The sequence below is a fragment of the Proteus sp. G2674 genome (assembly GCF_009915195.1).
GTDB classification, from domain to species: Bacteria; Pseudomonadota; Gammaproteobacteria; order Enterobacterales; family Enterobacteriaceae; genus Proteus; species Proteus mirabilis.
Map to the genome: position 1 here is coordinate 35,374 of NZ_JAABLS010000014.1, position 18,367 is coordinate 53,740.

General features: G+C 41.8%; 15 protein-coding genes. 8 read left to right on the forward strand and 7 right to left on the reverse strand.

Annotated features, from left to right (window positions below; translation table 11 throughout):
- Nucleotides 1–130: 130 nt before the first annotated feature.
- From prmA to acuI, 7 genes are all read right to left on the reverse strand, one after another.
- A complete protein-coding gene (gene prmA, locus GWI58_RS06385; protein WP_161769019.1) occupies nucleotides 131–1,012 on the reverse strand; it encodes a 50S ribosomal protein L11 methyltransferase in 882 nt (293 codons plus the stop codon).
- A 24-nt stretch (nucleotides 1,013–1,036) separates the two neighbouring features.
- Entirely contained in the window at nucleotides 1,037–2,482 is a 1,446-nt protein-coding gene (panF, locus tag GWI58_RS06390) for a sodium/pantothenate symporter (protein WP_036920156.1), read from the reverse strand.
- Complete coding sequence (locus GWI58_RS06395; protein WP_004252713.1) at nucleotides 2,472–2,720, reverse strand: YhdT family protein; 249 nt, start codon at nucleotides 2,718–2,720, stop codon at nucleotides 2,472–2,474. The genes panF and GWI58_RS06395 overlap by 11 nt, the downstream gene beginning before the upstream one ends.
- A gap of 230 nt (nucleotides 2,721–2,950) precedes the next feature.
- Complete coding sequence (accC, locus tag GWI58_RS06400) at nucleotides 2,951–4,300, reverse strand: acetyl-CoA carboxylase biotin carboxylase subunit (protein WP_004245336.1); 1,350 nt, start codon at nucleotides 4,298–4,300, stop codon at nucleotides 2,951–2,953.
- A gap of 12 nt (nucleotides 4,301–4,312) precedes the next feature.
- Nucleotides 4,313–4,783 (reverse strand): acetyl-CoA carboxylase biotin carboxyl carrier protein, encoded by a 471-nt coding sequence (gene accB / locus GWI58_RS06405; RefSeq protein WP_004245333.1) that lies wholly within the window; start codon nucleotides 4,781–4,783, stop codon nucleotides 4,313–4,315.
- 32 nt (nucleotides 4,784–4,815) lie between these two features.
- Nucleotides 4,816–5,259 carry a type II 3-dehydroquinate dehydratase gene (gene aroQ, locus GWI58_RS06410; protein WP_004245332.1) on the reverse strand — a complete coding sequence of 148 codons (444 nt, stop codon included), beginning with the start codon at nucleotides 5,257–5,259 and terminating at the stop codon, nucleotides 4,816–4,818.
- Between the two features lie 433 nt (nucleotides 5,260–5,692).
- The gene (gene acuI, locus GWI58_RS06415) at nucleotides 5,693–6,667 is read right to left on the reverse strand and encodes an acrylyl-CoA reductase (NADPH) (RefSeq protein ID WP_012368829.1); all 975 of its coding nucleotides are present in this window, start codon (nucleotides 6,665–6,667) and stop codon (nucleotides 5,693–5,695) included.
- A 686-nt stretch (nucleotides 6,668–7,353) separates the two neighbouring features.
- Here acuI and mreB point away from each other — a divergent pair.
- From mreB to tldD, 8 genes are all read left to right on the forward strand, one after another.
- Nucleotides 7,354–8,397: a rod shape-determining protein MreB gene (gene mreB, locus GWI58_RS06420; protein ID WP_004245330.1), complete on the forward strand. Its 1,044-nt coding sequence runs from the start codon at nucleotides 7,354–7,356 to the stop codon at nucleotides 8,395–8,397.
- Between the two features lie 101 nt (nucleotides 8,398–8,498).
- Nucleotides 8,499–9,545, forward strand: a complete 1,047-nt coding sequence (mreC, locus tag GWI58_RS06425) for a rod shape-determining protein MreC (protein ID WP_004245329.1) — start codon at nucleotides 8,499–8,501, stop codon at nucleotides 9,543–9,545.
- Between the two features lie 5 nt (nucleotides 9,546–9,550).
- Nucleotides 9,551–10,039, forward strand: coding sequence for a rod shape-determining protein MreD (mreD, locus tag GWI58_RS06430; RefSeq protein WP_026164602.1), 489 nt, complete (start codon nucleotides 9,551–9,553; stop codon nucleotides 10,037–10,039).
- A gap of 51 nt (nucleotides 10,040–10,090) precedes the next feature.
- Nucleotides 10,091–10,678 carry a Maf family protein gene (locus tag GWI58_RS06435; protein WP_004248907.1) on the forward strand — a complete coding sequence of 196 codons (588 nt, stop codon included), beginning with the start codon at nucleotides 10,091–10,093 and terminating at the stop codon, nucleotides 10,676–10,678.
- Entirely contained in the window at nucleotides 10,675–12,144 is a 1,470-nt protein-coding gene (gene rng / locus GWI58_RS06440) for a ribonuclease G (protein WP_046335258.1), read from the forward strand. Before GWI58_RS06435 ends, rng begins: the two co-directional genes overlap by 4 nt.
- Before the next feature lie 44 nt (nucleotides 12,145–12,188).
- On the forward strand, nucleotides 12,189–15,992 hold the full coding sequence (gene yhdP / locus GWI58_RS06445; RefSeq protein ID WP_094959449.1) for an AsmA2 domain-containing protein YhdP: 3,804 nt from the start codon (nucleotides 12,189–12,191) through the stop codon (nucleotides 15,990–15,992).
- Nucleotides 15,989–16,849 (forward strand): deaminated glutathione amidase, encoded by an 861-nt coding sequence (gene nit1 / locus GWI58_RS06450; RefSeq protein ID WP_004245324.1) that lies wholly within the window; start codon nucleotides 15,989–15,991, stop codon nucleotides 16,847–16,849. The genes yhdP and nit1 overlap by 4 nt, the downstream gene beginning before the upstream one ends.
- Nucleotides 16,846–18,291, forward strand: coding sequence for a metalloprotease TldD (tldD, locus tag GWI58_RS06455; RefSeq protein WP_004245322.1), 1,446 nt, complete (start codon nucleotides 16,846–16,848; stop codon nucleotides 18,289–18,291). The genes nit1 and tldD overlap by 4 nt, the downstream gene beginning before the upstream one ends.
- Nucleotides 18,292–18,367 lie beyond the last annotated feature (76 nt).

Genomic DNA, 18,367 nt, shown 5'->3' on the forward strand with positions numbered 1-18,367 from the left:
GAGAAGTAACAAACTCAAGCAACAAGGTGATATTTATCAGGCAAAATTGTGATTAATGCCTGATAAATAATCATTAAGTGAAACTTTAACTGTTTAATATTATCGCAAATTGTTTAATATTTAACCTGTGTTATTTTTTCACTCCGGTAATACGACACCATTCTTCTTTTTCAGCCACAGGATCTAAAGTAAATTGTTCTTGATAAGCTTGTGCAACACTGTCAGCTTGTGTGGCAAGAACACCGGAAAGACCTAAATGACCCCCTTGACGTGGCAGTGTGCTGATAATAGGAGCTAATTCACGTAATGGACCAGCTAAGATATTTGCTACCACTACATCGGCACTGAGATTGTCTGGTTGGTCTTTAGCAAGGTATAGCGTCAGTGCATTAGCGACACCGTTACGTTGTGCATTGTCGCGACTTGCTTGGATAGCTTGTGGGTCGATATCGATACCTATCGCTTTCGCAGCCCCCAGTTTTAATGCTGCAATGGCTAAAATACCAGAGCCACAACCAAAGTCGATAACGGTTTTACCTGCGAGATCTAAACCATCGAGCCATTGTAGACATAAAGAGGTGGTTGGGTGAGTACCAGTACCAAATGCCAGACCTGGATCGAGCATGACATTTACCGCGTTAGGATCAGGAACTTCACGCCAGCTTGGGCAAATCCATAAACGTTCGCCAAAGCGAATAGGGTGGAAGTTATCCATCCATTCGCGCTCCCAATCTTTATCTTCTAACTGTTCGATTTTATGTACAAATCCTTTACCCAGCACCGCCGTGTTTTCTAACATAGCCACGATGATACTCATATCGGTTTCTGCATCATATAAGCCAATAACATCGGTATCACCCCAGAGGCGAGTTTCTCCCGGTAATGGCTCAAAAATAGGGGTATCGTGGCTATCTTGAAAGGTTACTGATACCGCGCCACTTTCAACCAACTCATCACCAATGGCTTCGGCGTTTTCTGAGGTGGCATTTAGTCTTAATTGTATCCAAGGCATAATTAATCTCTTTTAAAAACAAGTTCACTGTAATGGAGCAGATTGAGGCAAGGTTTGTTCTCCAAACTTATTTGCGACAAGAAAGGCCACTAAGCTCAATAACAGCGCAGGAATAATAGGATGAAATCCAGCAATCTGGATATTAAATGTTGCCAGTGTAGCATAGAGTGTGGCACCGGTTATCATGCCCGCAATCGCGCCATAACGGTTTGCTTTGTTCCAGTAAAGGCCAAGTACTAGAGGCCATAAGAAAACCGCTTGTAGTCCACCAAAGGCAAGTAAATTGAGCCAAATTATCATTGATGGCGGGTTCCATGCAGCAAATAGCAATAAGATCCCTAAAATCAAAGTAGATAGGCTAGATAAACGCGCAATGCGTTTTTCATTGTTTATGGCATGAGGCGCGAGATTGAGATAGAGATCTTTGACCAATGTCGCTGATGATTGTAGCAGTTGTGCGTTAATCGTTGACATGATGGCTGCCATCGGTGCCGCTAAAAATATACCGGCAGCAAAAGGCGGTAATACATCAACCATTAAGGTTGGAATAACTTGATCTGGCACGGTGAGATCAGGAATGATTGCCCGACCTAATGCGCCCGCAAAGTGCATACCAAACATTAATAACGCCATCACGATGGTGCCGATGATGATCCCTCTGTGCATGGCTTTGCTGTCTTTATAAGAGATACAGCGCACTGCAGTATGGGGAAGGCCGATAACCCCAAAACAGACCAATACCCAAAATGACGCCATAAAGGGGCCAGTTAAAATGCCGTCAGCACCATGAGGAGAGGTAAGGGCAGGATCGATAGCATTTAGTTTTTGTATTGCAATATCTAAGCCACCCGCCTTGTAGATAATGGCAAAAAGCAAAATAAAGGTGCCCAATAACATCACAAGGCCTTGTAAGGCATCATTTAATACACTAGCTCTAAATCCACCTATCGCTGTATATAATGCGATTGAGATACCAAATATCAGCAAACCAAATTCATAGGGAATACCCGCCGCGGTTTCTAATAAGCGAGCACCACCAATAAATTGTACGGTCATGGCACCGACAAAAGCTACCAGTAGACTTAAGCTGGCAAACCAGACTAAAAAGCGACTTTGGTAGCGAGCATAGAGCATATCATTTAGGGTGACGGCGTTATAACGACGCGCCAAAATAGCAAATTTTTTACCTAGTACCCCGAGGGAGAGCCAAATCGCGGGGAGCTGGATCATCGAAAGAAGTACCCAACCAATGCCGTATTTGTAAGCCGCGCCTGGTCCCCCAATAAAAGAGCTAGCACTGACATAGGTTGCCGTGATGGTCATTGCAAGGACAAATCCACCCATAGAGCGGTTACCAAGAAAATACTCGTTAAGAAATTGCCCTTTTTCACGTTTACGATATGCGTATGCGGATAATAGGAAGACCAATAAGAGATAGCCAACCAGTGGCACGATAACCTCAGTTTGCATTGTCATGCTCATCTCCTAACGGCATATCTTTGAAAAAATAGCGTACCATCAGATAACACAGTAAAAAAAATAGCACAGGCAAAAATAGGCATGAAAGCTCAAACCAAACCGGTAGGCCAGTTAGTCCCACACTATTATCGGGTAAATAGGCAGTAAGTAACCAACCCAATAAGTAGATAAAAGTAAGCACTAAGGCCAAGAGGGCTTCTTTGTGGGCCTGAACAAAACGCTTGTCCATCTGTTCTCCCAATCTTTATAGGATTAAAACGAATGGGAAGGATTGTACGGGAAAGTGAGAGGTGATTCAGTGAAAATTGATCATAAACTTATTGGTGGCATCAAATGATGAGGAATTGATTGGCGGTTAAGTGTGCTGCAGGAACTTATTTGGGTTATTTAATAGACTATTTAGTCGAATAAAAAAGGCATAGTCGATAAACTATGCCTTTTACTGATAAGCTAAAAAGATTAATTTTCAGTTAAACCTAGGCGTTTTTCTAGGTAGTGAATATTAGTACCACCTTTTTGGAATTGCTCATCATTCATAATGAATTGGTGTAGCTCAATATTGGTTTTAATGCCGTCAATAATAAGTTCTGCCAACGCATTTTTCATACGAGAAATCGCAATTTCACGTGTTTCACCGTAAGTGATCAATTTACCAATCATTGAATCATAGTGTGGTGGAACGGTGTAACCTGCGTAAATATGTGATTCCCAACGTACACCAAATCCGCCTGGTGAGTGGAAACGAGTGATGGTTCCCGGGCTTGGCAAGAAGGTTTTTGGATCTTCTGCGTTGATACGGCACTCAATAGCATGTCCATGAACGTGAATTTGATCTTGCGTGACCGATAATGGTAAGCCTGATGCAATACGCAGTTGCTCTTTGATAAGGTCAACACCGGTGATCATCTCAGTAACAGGGTGCTCAACCTGAATACGGGTATTCATTTCGATAAAGTAGAATTCGCCATTTTCATAGAGGAATTCAAACGTACCCGCACCGCGGTAGCCAATTTCAATACAGGCATTTGCACAGCGTTCACCGATATTTTTACGGATCTCAGGGGTAATACCCGGTGCTGGTGCTTCTTCAACCACTTTTTGGTGGCGACGTTGCATTGAGCAGTCACGTTCAGCTAAATAGATAGCATTACCTTGTCCATCGGCCATCACCTGAATTTCGACGTGGCGTGGATTTTCAAGGTATTTTTCCATATAGACCATATCGTTGCTAAATGCCGCTTTGGCTTCCGCACGGGTCATGGAGATTGCTTGCGCTAAGTCTTTTTCTGAGCGAACAACACGCATACCGCGACCACCGCCACCACCTGATGCTTTGATGATAACAGGGTAACCAATGCGTTTGGCGATTTCGATATTTTTGGCTGTATCGTTACCTAATGGGCCATCTGAGCCTGGTACACAAGGAACACCGGCTTTTTTCATCGCTTCAATAGCGGAAACTTTATCACCCATTAGGCGAATGGTTTCCGCTTTAGGGCCAATAAAAATAAAGCCTGAGCGTTCAACTTGTTCGGCAAAATCGGCATTTTCAGACAGGAAGCCATATCCTGGGTGAATGGCTTGCGCGCCACTTATCTCTGCCGCGGCAATAATTGCCGGAATATTTAAGTAACTTTTTGCTGAAGCAGCGGGACCAATACAGATAGTCTCGTCTGCCAGCAGAACGTGTTTTAAATCACGGTCTGCCGTGGAGTGAACGGCGACTGCTTTGATCCCAAGTTCCTTACAAGCTCTTAGGATACGCAGTGCAATTTCACCACGGTTGGCAATGAGGATTTTTTCTAGCATGGGCCTGCCTCGTTATTCGATGACAAAGAGTGGATCGTCAAACTCAATAGTATCGCCATCTTGGCAAAGGATAGATTTAACAACGCCCGCTTTATCAGATTCGATTTGGTTCATCATTTTCATTGCTTCAACGATACACAGTGTATCGCCAACATTGACTTGCTGACCCACTTCAACAAAGACTTTTGCTTCTGGGCTTGGTGAACGATAGAAGGTACCTACCATTGGTGAGCGAACAACATGGCCGCTAATTTCTTGCGTTGCTGTAGCCGCTGGTGTTTCTGGTGCTACAGGTGCAACAGCAGCTGCTAATGCAGGTTGAGGTGCTGCTGGTGCCGCAAAATATTGCTGAGGAGCCATTTGACCCTGAACGCCAGAGTTGCGACTGATGCGTACTGACTCTTCACCTTCAGAAATTTCCAGTTCAGAAATGCCAGACTCTTCGACTAGCTCGATCAGTTTTTTAATTTTACGAATATCCATGAGTTGATTCCGTACTCTTTTGATGTTTTTTATTAAGACAAGCGGTTGACCGCTGCCTGTAAAGCAAATCGATACCCTTCAGCACCTAATCCACAGATTACGCCAGTTGCGATATCAGAAAGATAAGAGTGGTGACGGAAAGGTTCCCGACTGTAGACATTGGATAGGTGAATTTCAATAAATGGAATATTCACCCCTAATAATGCATCACGCAGTGCAACACTGGTGTGCGTAAATGCTGCAGGGTTGATAAGAATATAATCAACATTTCCCCGCGCCGCATGAATTTTATTTATTAGCTCATGTTCAGCATTTGATTGAAAATGAGTCAGTTTCACATTTAATGCTTGAGCATCCGCTGACAAACTTTGAACAATATCATTCAGAGTTAGGTGTCCGTAAGTTTCCGGCTCTCTAGTGCCAAGCAGGTTTAAGTTCGGACCATTCAGGAGCAAAATATGAAAATTTTCCGACATTATGCTTCTATCTCCGTCAATTCGTCAACGAAATGACAAAATAACCTGTGCTTTTCGTTTTGTCATCTTTTATTGTATCGAATGTTACGATACAAATCACAAAGTCCGACATTATAGACATTTCACAGAAGATAACAGCAAAATACTGGTCTAATCAGGGAAAGATGGGATTATTTTGATGAAAAGTTAAAAGTTTTTACAAGATTGTAAAACCAAGAAAGTAAAATAAACAGAAGTTTAAAAAATAATCATAACATGACGTTATTTATTGATGTGACAGGAAATCTACGCTTCTTTGAGCTAGATCGATAATATATGTTATAAATGTGATCTAGATCACATTACTAACCAGACTTAATATTAAAAACGCAATAATCTGGCATTAAATTAATCTGTTTAATGCCAGAAATTAGCTCAAAATTATGATAAATAATTACAACTTAACTAAGGTTCTACCTGTTACTTGATTATCCATTATCATCTGAGCATAGCGTGGCACCTCATCGAGTGTAATTTCGGTTACTGTTTGCTGATAAAATGTATCAGGCAATAGCTGTAGTAAACGTTGCCATACTTGAGCGCGTTTTTCTGCTGGATAATAGACGGAATCGATACCTTGCAGACGAACATTGCGTAAAATAAATGGCATGACTGTAGTAGGTAACGTATATCCTCCTGCTAATCCACAGGCGGCAACGGTGCCATTGTAATGTGTTTGTGACAAGATATTGGCAAGGATTTGTCCACCTACGGTATCAATAGCGCCTGCCCAACGCTGTTTATCTAACGCTTTACCCGCAGCCTCAAATGCTTCACGGGTGATAATATGCTCGGCACCTAGTTTACGTAAATAATCGTGATTGCTGGCTCTGCCACTGAGAGCGGTAACCTGATAGCCAAGTGCGGTTAATAAACTAATTGCGGTGCTACCGACACCACCGCTGGCACCTGTAACCAAAATCTCACCACTATCGGGTGTTATGCCACCTTGTTCTAACGCCATCACACAAAGCATGGCAGTAAAACCAGCTGTACCAATGATCATGGCATTTTTTAACGACAGTCCTTCAGGCAGCGCCGTTAACCAATCACCTTTAACGCCCGCTTTTTGTGCTAAACCGCCCCAGTGGTTTTCACCTACACCCCAACCGGTTAGTAACACATGTTGTCCAATATGAAAACGGGGATCTTCTGTATGGTGAACCACCCCTGAAAAATCGATACCGGGGACCATCGGAAATTGGCGTAGAATTTTTCCTTTACCTGTTATGGCTAAGCCATCTTTGTAGTTTAGTGTCGAGTAGTGGACATCAACAATGACCTCATGAATAGGAAGTTGTGATTCATCGATATGTTGGACGCCGGCGCTAAGTTTATCGCTGTGTTGTTCGACTAATAATGCTTTCATGATGACCTCTTATTGCTATCCGTTTCTGTCATGATAGGTGATTTTTTAGCAAGCGTTGTGATTGTGCACAATATCTCGTGTAATAATGAGACAAATTAACGCTTTTTAGTGTATAAACGATGGGTTCTATGTTCATTTAAGCAGAGATTATTCTGAGTTTTACATTTTTGTTGTGAGTTGATACTTAAAATATTTTACGATTGGGCCAAAAATAACATTTATCTTCGTTTATTGAAATTAAGCTAATAGGTTGTTTTGGCCACCATCAAGATGAGTATGATGATCGCTATCTTCATCAAATGATGGGGTAAATGCTATCGAAAATAGATATTGCTGATGTGAATAATTAAATGAATAAATTTTATTTGAACTTGAACCCTTACTTTTGTGTCACAGTGTGGCAACCAAGTAAGATTTTTCTTTGTCGATATCTATGTGATTTGTATTGTGATTAAGTCAAATAAATCTTACGTAGGATCGAATTTATGCGTTAATCGTTTTAATTAGCCCATTTTTATGCAGTTTTTTTCTGCTCCAATTGGGAAAAGTAACGTAGAATATTGTGCCTTTATGATTATTCACGTGTCCACTTTTAACTAAGTAGCGGATCGCGCCTTGTCGCTGCTTATTGTGGTTGGTAGAGTAGACGGATTTTTCCGTCCCGGCTTGCAGGATTATCCTTTCGTATGTTTAAAAAATTTCGTGGCATGTTTTCCAACGATCTGTCTATTGACTTGGGTACCGCCAATACCCTGATTTATGTCAAAGGACAAGGTATTGTTCTCGATGAACCTTCTGTAGTTGCGATCCGCCAAGATCGCGCAGGTACATCAAAAAGTGTTGCAGCCGTCGGGCATGAAGCCAAACAGATGCTAGGGCGTACACCTGGAAATATCGCAGCTATTCGTCCAATGAAAGACGGTGTTATCGCTGATTTTTATGTAACCGAAAAAATGCTTCAACACTTCATAAAACAGGTTCATAACAACAGCTTTATGCGTCCAAGCCCTCGTGTATTAGTGTGTGTACCTGTTGGTGCGACACAAGTTGAGCGTAGGGCTATCCGCGAGTCGGCACTTAGTGCGGGTGCTCGTGAGGTCTTTTTAATTGAAGAACCTATGTCTGCTGCAATTGGTGCAGGTTTACCAGTATCTGAAGCGACGGGTTCAATGGTCGTTGATATTGGTGGTGGGACTACAGAAGTTGCGGTTATTTCATTAAATGGTGTGGTTTATTCCTCTTCTGTACGTATTGGGGGAGACCGTTTTGATGAAGCTATCATTAACTATGTACGTCGTAACTACGGTTCGTTGATCGGTGAAGCAACCGCTGAGCGTATTAAGCATGATATTGGCTCGGCTTATCCTTCAGATGAATTAAATGAGATTGAAGTACGTGGACGTAATTTAGCGGAAGGGGTACCACGTAGCTTTACTTTAAATTCCAATGAGATCCTCGAAGCCTTACAAGAGCCATTAACAGGAATTGTAAGTGCTGTGATGGTTGCCTTAGAACAGTGTCCGCCAGAGCTTGCTTCTGATATTTCAGAACGAGGTATGGTCTTAACGGGTGGTGGGGCACTGTTACGTAACCTAGACCGTTTATTAATGGAAGAAACAGGTATTCCTGTTATTGTGGCTGAAGATCCGCTTACCTGTGTGGCTCGTGGTGGTGGTAAAGCATTAGAAATGATCGATATGCACGGTGGCGATCTATTTAGCGAAGATTAATATTATTGTGCGAGTAAGGGAGAAAGGATTCCCCCTTAATCACAATATAACAATATTAACACCTGTTCTTTTACTTCTCCGTGTGAGTGATCTTAGAGTTTATGAAGCCTATTTTTAGTCGGGGGCCTTCCCTGCAACTAAGATTAATAATCGCTGTGATTATCGCGATATCGTTGTTAATTGCTGATAATCGCATAGGTGCTTTTTCAAAAGTCCGTCAGTATTTGGATACTGCTGTGAGTCCTTTCTATTTTCTTGCAAATGGGCCTCGTCGTTTCCTTGATCAACTCTCTGAAACCTTTGCAACTCGCGAACGTTTACAATTTGAAAATCAAGCGCTAAGAAAAGAGCTTCTTGTTCGCAGTGGTGAAAGTCAGCTACTGGAACAATTTAAACAAGAAAATGCCCGCTTACGAGAATTACTTGGTTCACCTTTACGTCAAAATGAGCAAATGACGGTAACACAAGTGTTGTCTGGTAATAGTACGCCTTATCGAGATCAAGTGGTGATAGACAAAGGCACTAATGATGGGGTGTATGAAGGTCAGCCTGTTATTAGTGATAAAGGCGTTGTTGGACAAGTTATTGCCGTAAGTGAGTTAACCAGCCGAGTACTGTTAATTTGTGATACCTCTCATGCATTACCGGTACAAGTATTACGTAATGATATTCGCGTTATTGCCTCAGGGGCTGGGTGTGCGGATGATCTACTGTTAGAAGCACTACCTGCGAATATCGATATTCGTGTAGGGGATGTGTTAGTCACCTCAGGATTAGGGGGACGCTTTCCTGAAGGTTATCCTGTTGGGGTTGTTTCTTCGGTAAAAGTCGATAATCAACGTGCTTATTCGGTGATTAATGTGCGACCTTCTGCTGAATTACAACGTTTACGTTATCTGTTGCTATTATGGAACGCCTCAGAGAAGAAACAAGCGCCACCGTTACCTTCAGAGGTTTACCGTGCTGCCAATGAACGTTTGATGCAATTAATGCCACAGGTACTGCCTAACTATGAACAAGCAGGGCCACCACTGCCTCGTTCTATGTCACAAGAGCCAACGGAAAATAGCGCCACCCCAAGTGATATAGCACCAGTACCACCAACGGAAAACAATAAACCTCAACCTAATACGAATCGAGGTAGATAGTGACAATCAATCCTTATCGTAGCCGTGGGCGTTGGATTATTTGGCTCTCGTTTCTAATAGCTTTGGTGTTACAAATTATGCCTTGGCCTGAGCAACTAGAAGTTTATCGCCCTATTTGGCCGGTGTTGTTTCTGATTTATTGGATAACGTCATTACCTCATCGTATTAGCGTTGGAACAGCATTTGTTCTTGGGATGAGCATGGATTTAGTGCAAGGGACAACATTAGGCGTAAATGCGTTGGCTTATACCCTAGTAAGTTATGTTATTGCCTTTAAATATCAATTATTTTGTAACTTAGCGTTATGGCAACAGGCATTAGTGGTAATGTTAGCGATTGGTGTGGTTGATCTTACTGTATTTTGGGCAGAATTTTTGCTTTCTCCCGTGACTTTTCACCCACAAGTATTCTGGAATAGTCCAGTCAGTGGTATTCTTTGGCCATGGCTTTATTTTTTGCTTCGCAAAGTCCGTCACCAGTTTTCAGTTCATTAACCTCTCTGGATCATGACGGTATTTTTGTGTCACCGTCATGAGGATATTATTGTGATCACTCTTTACCTTGCATCGAGTTCCCCCAGAAGGCGAGAGCTTCTGTCACTGTTGGATGTTCAATTTAGCACCATTACACCGGCAATTGATGAAATTTGGCAACAAGGTGAAGCACCAGAAGATTATGTTATCCGTTTGGCGAGAGAGAAATCTCAAGAGGGGGTACGTCAAGCGACAAATGACTATCCGGTATTAGGCTCTGATACTATCGTAGTTCAAGCAGGTCGTATTCTGGAAAAACCTCGAGATAAAGCACATGCAGCACAAATGCTAAGTAATCTTTCAGGTGCAACCCACCAAGTGATGACGGCGATTGCTATTTCAGATAAAACCCGAACAATAAGCCAATTAGTTGTCACGGATGTGACTTTTAGAAAGATGACAGAAAGTGAAATTAGTGCGTATATTGAAACGGGAGAGCCAATGGATAAAGCTGGCGCTTACGGTATTCAGGGAAAAGGAGGCCGTTTTGTACAACGGATTGAGGGTAGCTATCATGCTGTTGTCGGCTTACCGCTTGTTGAAACCGAAGCATTGATAGCTCAATTTTTGTCTCTAGCGAATGATAAGGAGATTTCATGACAGCAGAGCTATTAGTGAATGTGACTCCCTCTGAAACCCGAGTGGCCTATATCAGCGGGGGCATACTACAAGAGATCCACGTTGAAAGAGAAGCCAAACGAGGTCTTGTCGGAAACATCTACAAAGGTCGGGTAAGTCGTGTATTACCTGGGATGCAAGCTGCATTTATTGACATTGGGCTTGAGAAAGCCGCTTTTTTACATGCTTCTGATATTATGCCTCACACGGAATGTATCGCGGGTGAAGAGCAGAAAAAATTTAATGTTCGTGATATTGCGCAACTTGTACATCAAGGTCAGGACTTGATTGTACAAGTGGTGAAAGATCCTCTAGGTACAAAAGGGGCACGTCTTACAACAGATATCACATTACCATCACGTTACTTGGTGTTTATGCCGGGGGCTTCTCATGTGGGTGTTTCACAACGTATTGAAAGTGAAGAAGAACGTGAGCGCTTAAAACACTTGGTAGAAGAGTATTGTGATGAAAATGGCGGGTTTATTATTCGCACCGCCGCTGAAGGTGTCGGCGAACATGAAATAAAACAAGATGCTGCTTTTTTAAAGCGCCTATGGAATAAAATCATTGAGCGTAAAAAAAGAAATAAAACGCGCATTCAAATTTATGGTGAGCTCGCTTTAGCACAACGTATTCTACGTGATTTTGCAGGGGCTGAATTAGATAGCATTCGGGTTGACTCTAAATTAACTTATCATCAATTACAGGAGTTTATTGGTGAATATATTCCTGAATTAACCGCTAAACTTGAATTACACCAAGGTAATCAACCTATTTTCGATCTTTACGGGGTTGAAAGTGAAATTCAGCGCGCGTTAGAGCGAAAGGTCGAGTTAAAATCAGGAGGCTATCTGATTATCGACCAAACCGAAGCAATGACAACGATTGATATCAATACGGGCGCTTTTGTTGGTCATCGTAATTTAGAAGAGACGATTTTTAATACCAATGTTGAGGCGAGTCAAGCGATAGCGCGACAACTGAGATTACGTAATTTAGGCGGCATTATCATTATTGATTTTATTGATATGAGTAATGAAGATCATCGCCGTAGAGTATTAGCTTCCTTAGAACAAGCATTGAGCAAAGATCGCGTGAAAACGACCATCAATGGTTTTTCACAATTAGGTTTGGTTGAGATGACACGTAAACGAACCCGTGAAAGTCTCGAGCATGTACTTTGTGATGACTGTCCTACTTGCCAAGGCCGTGGTACAGTAAAATCAGTTGAAACGGTATGTTATGAAATATTACGAGAAATTGTTCGTGTTCATAAAACCATAGACGCAGATCGCTTTTTGGTTTATGCCGCCCCCGCTGTTGTGGAAGCACTAAAAGGTGATGAATCACATGCTTTAGCCGAAGTGGAAATTTTTGTTGGGAAGCAAGTCAAAGTGCAAACTGAGCTACTCTATAGTCAGGAGCAGTTTGATGTGGTGATGATGTAATGGATTCGCCTTGCTAATAAATATGATGGCAGAAAGGAGACTAAATGAAGCGGCTGTCTAAATCTTTATTGTTGATAACCCTTTTTTGCCTGATTATTTTCGCCGTAGTATTAAGTGGATTTCGTTATTTTCTGCCTCGTTTAGATAATTATCGCCCTGAAATTGAAACCTATTTATCTAAACAGTTCAATAGCCCAGTCACCATGACACAGGTGAAAGGGGAATGGCAAAACTTTGGCCCTGATATCCAAATTACCGGGCTGTATATTGATAATAACAGTGTTGAAGTGAGTGCTGAACAGATCACTTTCTCTTTTGATGTTTGGCGTTCACTGCTTCATTTTCAACTCTATTTTCGTGAATTAACCTTTGAACAGTTAGCTGTAAATTATAAAAAGCCTATTTTTACTGGGCAAAATGGTGATATTACCTTCACTGAACCCGATGATATCTCTTCCATTTTCTTACAACAATTTGACCGCTTTAAATTGGTTGATAGCCGTTTCGTGTTTTTATCACCTTCTGGAGATACTAGCACGCTCCATATTCCCGAATTAATGTGGCTTAATCAGAAAAACCGCCATCGTGCGCAAGGGGAAGTTACTTTAGATACTCCAATAAATCACTATGGTGGACTAAAAGTACGTCTTGATCTCTATACGAAAAAGCAGGGGGCACTCGATAAAGGACAGGTGTTTGTCACCGCTGATGAGGTTGATATTTCCCCTTGGTTAAGCCAATGGGTTAAAAGTAACAGTGGCCTTGGTGAAGCGAAAGCCAGCCTATCTAATTGGATAGAGATCAGCAATGGGCGGATCACGGGTAGCCAGTTACAAATCCATCAAGGTGAAATGGATTGGCGTAATGAAGGGCGCACACATGTATTAAAGGTAGAAGATTTAATTCTACGTATGAGACGCCAAGAAAATGGCTGGCTTGCTGATATCCCTTATACCCGAAAAATAACGATGGATGGTGATGAATGGCCAGATGGTTATTTAGCGGTACTTTATCAACCTAAAGAAAAACAACAAGATGAAGCTTGGCGTATCCGTGCTAAAAATATTGAATTAGAACGGTTATCTGCGTTATTGCCTTTGTTCTCTTTTTTAACGCCTGATGTCGTGCGCCAATGGCAGTATCGTAAATTTTCTGGCATGGTCGACTCATTTGCTCTTGATTTAACTCCCGATGATTTTAAACGTAGTGCCATTGATATCAGTTGGCAAAATGTTGCTTGGAAACGCTGGCAAGAAATCCCTTCTGTGGCACATTTTAATGGTCATTTAAAAGGCACATTACAGCAAGGCGCGCTTAACTTTGCACTTAATAACAGTGAAATTGATACTGCTGGGCTTTTTAAAGTGCCACTTAATATAGAAAAAGGCACTGGTACGGTTTACTGGCAGCATCAGGGAGATTCTCTGTCGTTATGGAGTCAAGGGATTGATATAAAAGCCACCTCCGCTTGGGTTGCTGGTGATTTTCGTTATCAAAAACAAGGAGAGCATCAACAACTGTCTATTCTTTCGGGAGTGAATGTGACCGATGCCGGTGAGACATGGCGCTATTTACCTGAAAAATATGTCGGTAAAGATTTAACACAATATCTCTCTGATGCGATTATTGCCGGAAACGTTAAAAACGGTACGTTTATTTTTCATGGTGATCCGCGGGATTTCCCTTTTGAACAACATAATGGTTGGTTTCAAGTCTATGCACCAGTAAAACAGGCGACCTTCAAATATGATAGTGAATGGCCGGCACTGTTTGATCTTAATGTTAATCTTAATTTTAAGAATAACGGCTTATGGATGTCCTCTGATAATGTTCAGGTTGGTAAAGCCACCGCTAAAAATTTGACGGCGATTATTGAGGACTATAACAAAGAAAAAATTGTTATTGATGCAGATATTGAAGCCACGGGCGATGATTTAAAAGAGTATTTTCTAGCTTCGCAAATGGCAACGATTGGCCATACACTTGAAATACTAAAAGTGGCTGGAAAAATTAACGGGAGTTTGCATCTTGATATTCCTTTTGATGGTGAGCAGGTGGTCGCTTCTGGTCAGGTAAACTTAAACAATAATGATGTCACATTAGCCTTTATGGATACCACCCTAGAAGGTGTTACGGGACAATTTCGTTACCATAATGATAAATTAGAGAGCGATACTTTAACCGCGAATTGGTTTGGTCAACCTCTGACATTTTCTTTTGCTGGTGGTGATCAACGGGATGCTTATCAAGTTGGTGTTGATCTAAAAGGACAATGGGATATCGCGAAAATTAAGGGATTACCTAATGATATACAACATAAATTAAGCGGTTTTTTACCTTGGCATGGCGCGGTAAGTGTTAATATTCCAGAAACAGCGGATGTCAATTATCAAGTGGATCTGACCGGACAAGTGAATGCGCTACAAAGTCAGTTAGCTGCGCCAAGTACCGATGATTTTAAAAACGCTTCCCCCATTGTGATTTCAGCAAAAGGGAATAGTGAAAAACTTAGCGTTAGTGCTGATGCACAAGATCAGTGGTCATTAAATAGTGAATGGGCGTTAGGTGAACCATTACGTCTATTACAAGGTAATTTAGTCTCTTCTTCGCTCACACTACCTCAATTAAATGATCAATCACGATTGACTATTGCTTTGCAGGGATTGCAAGGCGATAAATGGCTACCTACGTTAATGGCTTTTTCATCATTAGCCCCTTCTGAAAACGCGATACGTTTCCCTACCAATATTCATATTAGTCTGCCTGAACTTAATTTTGCTGGTCAGCAATGGATTGCGCCACAAACAGAAATTATGCGTGCTGATGATGGTGTAAAATTATCCTTCTCAGGGAGTGATTTACGAGGTGACTTATTTGTACCCAATACGGCACAACCTTGGCAGGTGAATATTACCTATCTCTATTTTAATGGCACTAGCCCAACGGAAGAAAATAAATCCTTAAAAATGGCAAATGTGCCTGACGCCAAAAAAGCAGTTCAATTTTCACTTAAAGATATTCCTGCTATCAATTTCGCCTGCCAAGAGTGTTGGGTGAATGGATTATTACTAGGGAATATTGAAGGTGCAATACAGCCTCGTGACGGAGCATTATTGTTAACTGCAGGTAAGCTTAAAAATAGCAGTGGCGAGCTATCTGTGAGTGGTGTGTGGTCAGAAGATAGTTTAGGCAACAGTATCACTAAGTTGGCAGGTAAACTAACGGCACCGGAAGTCGATGAAATGGCGGCTTACTTTGGTTATATCATTCCGATTGTTCAGTCACCACTTACGGCAGATTTCTCACTGCAGTGGCACAATACCCCTTGGAATTTTGATCTAAAAACACTCAATGGTGAAGTGAATGCTTCTCTTGGAAAAGGGCGTATTGAAAAGGTGGATGTTGGGCAAGCGGGAAAATTATTACGTCTAGTCAGTTTTGATGCCCTGTTACGTAAGTTGCAATTCGACTTTAGAGATACTTTTAGTGATAATTTTGAGTATGATTCCATTAAAGGTGATTTGACGGTTAAACAAGGTGTTTTAAACGCGAAAAGCGTTGCTGTAGATGGTGTTATTGCCGATATTGCTATAAAAGGTCAAGTGGATCTGTTGGCGCGTAAAATGGATTTACAAGTAGTGGTAACTCCTGAAATATCAGCTACAGTAGGCGTTGCTACCGCATTTGCTATTAACCCCATCGCTGGTGCTGCTGTATTTGCAGCTTCAAAAGTACTGGGGCCACTTTGGAGTAAGATTTCAGTTATACGTTATCATGTTACCGGAACGGTAGAACAACCCAAGATTGACGAAGTACTGCGTCAACTTAAGGAGGATCAGGCGTTATGAAAAAAGTTAATGTCGCACTTTTGCAGCTTTGTAGCGGAAAAAATATAAAAAATAATCTGGCGCAAATAGAGCAACAGATTAAGCAACTCCCCGATTCAGTCAAGCTTGTATTAACGCCTGAAAATGCATTACTTTTCTCCAGCGCAAAAGATTATCATAAACATGCTGAAATTCAGGGGAAAGGGCCATTACAAGATGCGATTGCTAATATGGCGCAGCGCTATAAGGTGTGGATCTTAGTGGGTTCAATGCCATTGATTAGCCGAGATTCTCCTGAGCAGATCACCAGTAGTAGTTTAGTTTTTGATGATGAAGGGGTGATCCGCGCTCGTTATGACAAAATTCATATGTTTGATGTGAATATTGATGATGAACAAGGCGAATATAATGAATCAGCCATTTATCAACGTGGTGAACGCTTGACTGTAGTGGATACACCTGTGGGTAAATTAGGTTTAACGATTTGTTATGATTTACGTTTTCCCGGTCTTTTCCAAGCATTAAGAGAAAAAGGTGCTGAAATTATTTCTGTACCAGCAGCCTTTACTCGTTTAACGGGTAAAGCGCACTGGGAGCCATTGTTACGCGCGCGGGCTATTGAAAATCAGTGTATTATTTTGGCACCGGCTCAAGTCGGTACCCATGATGCTCGTCGCACATGGGGTCATACAATGGCAGTGGATGGTTGGGGGAAAGTATTGAAAAAGAACCCTGATGCGGTCAGTGCCCTAACGCTCAATATTCGAGTCGATAGTTTAGAAGGTATGCGTGAACAGATACGGGTTGTGAAACATAATCGCTTTCGCCCGAAACTGACACACTTAATAAAAAAAGTTAAGGATAAAAAAGAATTATGAGTTTAGCTGTTGTCAGCGAAAGTCTGTTGGAAGCGAACAACCTGAGTTTAGATGATTTAGCATCGACACTAGAGCAGCTTGCACAGCGTCAAATTGATTATGGTGATCTTTATTTTCAATCAAGCTACCACGAAGCATGGATATTAGATGATCAGATAATTAAAGATGGCTCTTACAATATTGACCAAGGGGTTGGCGTTAGAGCGATTTATGGTGAAAAAACAGGTTTTGCTTATGCAGACCAATTAACACTCAACGCACTTAACCAAAGTGCTCATGCTGCGCGTAGTATTGTGCAAGCACAAGGCAATGGGCAGATCCATACACTGGGTGCTATTCAACATACTCCGTTATACAACCTAAATGATCCATTACAAAGTTTGTCTCGTGAAGAAAAAATAGCACTATTACATGACGTTGATCGTGTGGCACGGGCTGAAGATAAACGTGTTAAACAAGTCAATGCCTCATTAACGGGAGTGTATGAGCATGTGCTAGTTGCTGCAACGGATGGTACTTTAGCGGCGGATGTGCGTCCTCTTGTACGTCTTTCAGTAAGCGTACTGGTCGAAGATGACGGTAAACGTGAACGTGGTTCAAGTGGTGGCGGTGGTCGTTTTGGTTATGATTATTTTCTGACTAAAGAAAATGGCGAAACCCATGCAGCGACTTATGCCCGTGAAGCGGTACGCATGGCATTAGTTAATTTATCGGCTATTGCTGCACCGGCAGGTACAATGCCTGTGGTTTTAGGCGCCGGATGGCCCGGTGTTTTATTACATGAAGCTGTTGGACATGGTTTAGAAGGTGATTTTAATCGTCGTCAAACATCGGTATTCTCTGGGCGTATTGGCGATAAGGTCACTTCTGAGTTATGTACTATCGTGGATGATGGTTCAATTGAAGGCCGACGAGGCTCCGTGGCGATTGATGATGAAGGCGTACCAGGTCAATACAACGTATTAATCGAAAATGGCATCTTAAAAGGCTATATGCAAGATAAGATGAATGCGCGTTTAATGGGGGTAAAACCGACGGGCAATGGGCGTCGTGAATCCTATGCTCATTTGCCAATGCCACGTATGACCAACACCTATATGCTTGCGGGTAAATCTTCTCCTGAAGAGATCATCGCCAGTGTCGATCGCGGTATTTATGCGCCAAACTTTGGCGGTGGGCAAGTTGATATTACCTCGGGTAAATTTGTTTTCTCAACTTCAGAAGCCTATTTAATTGAAAAGGGTAAAATTACTAAACCAATTAAAGGCGCAACCTTGATTGGTTCAGGTATTGAAGCGATGCAACAAGTTTCTATGGTGGGTAATGATCTCGCATTAGATAAAGGTGTCGGGGTGTGCGGCAAAGAGGGGCAAAGCTTGCCGGTAGGGGTTGGGCAACCGACACTGAAATTGGATAAGTTAACCGTTGGTGGTACTGCTTAACAGTTGTTATTGTTATCTATTTATACAAATTACCCCAATAAAACTCCATCGCTATGATGGAGTTTCTATTTAAGTG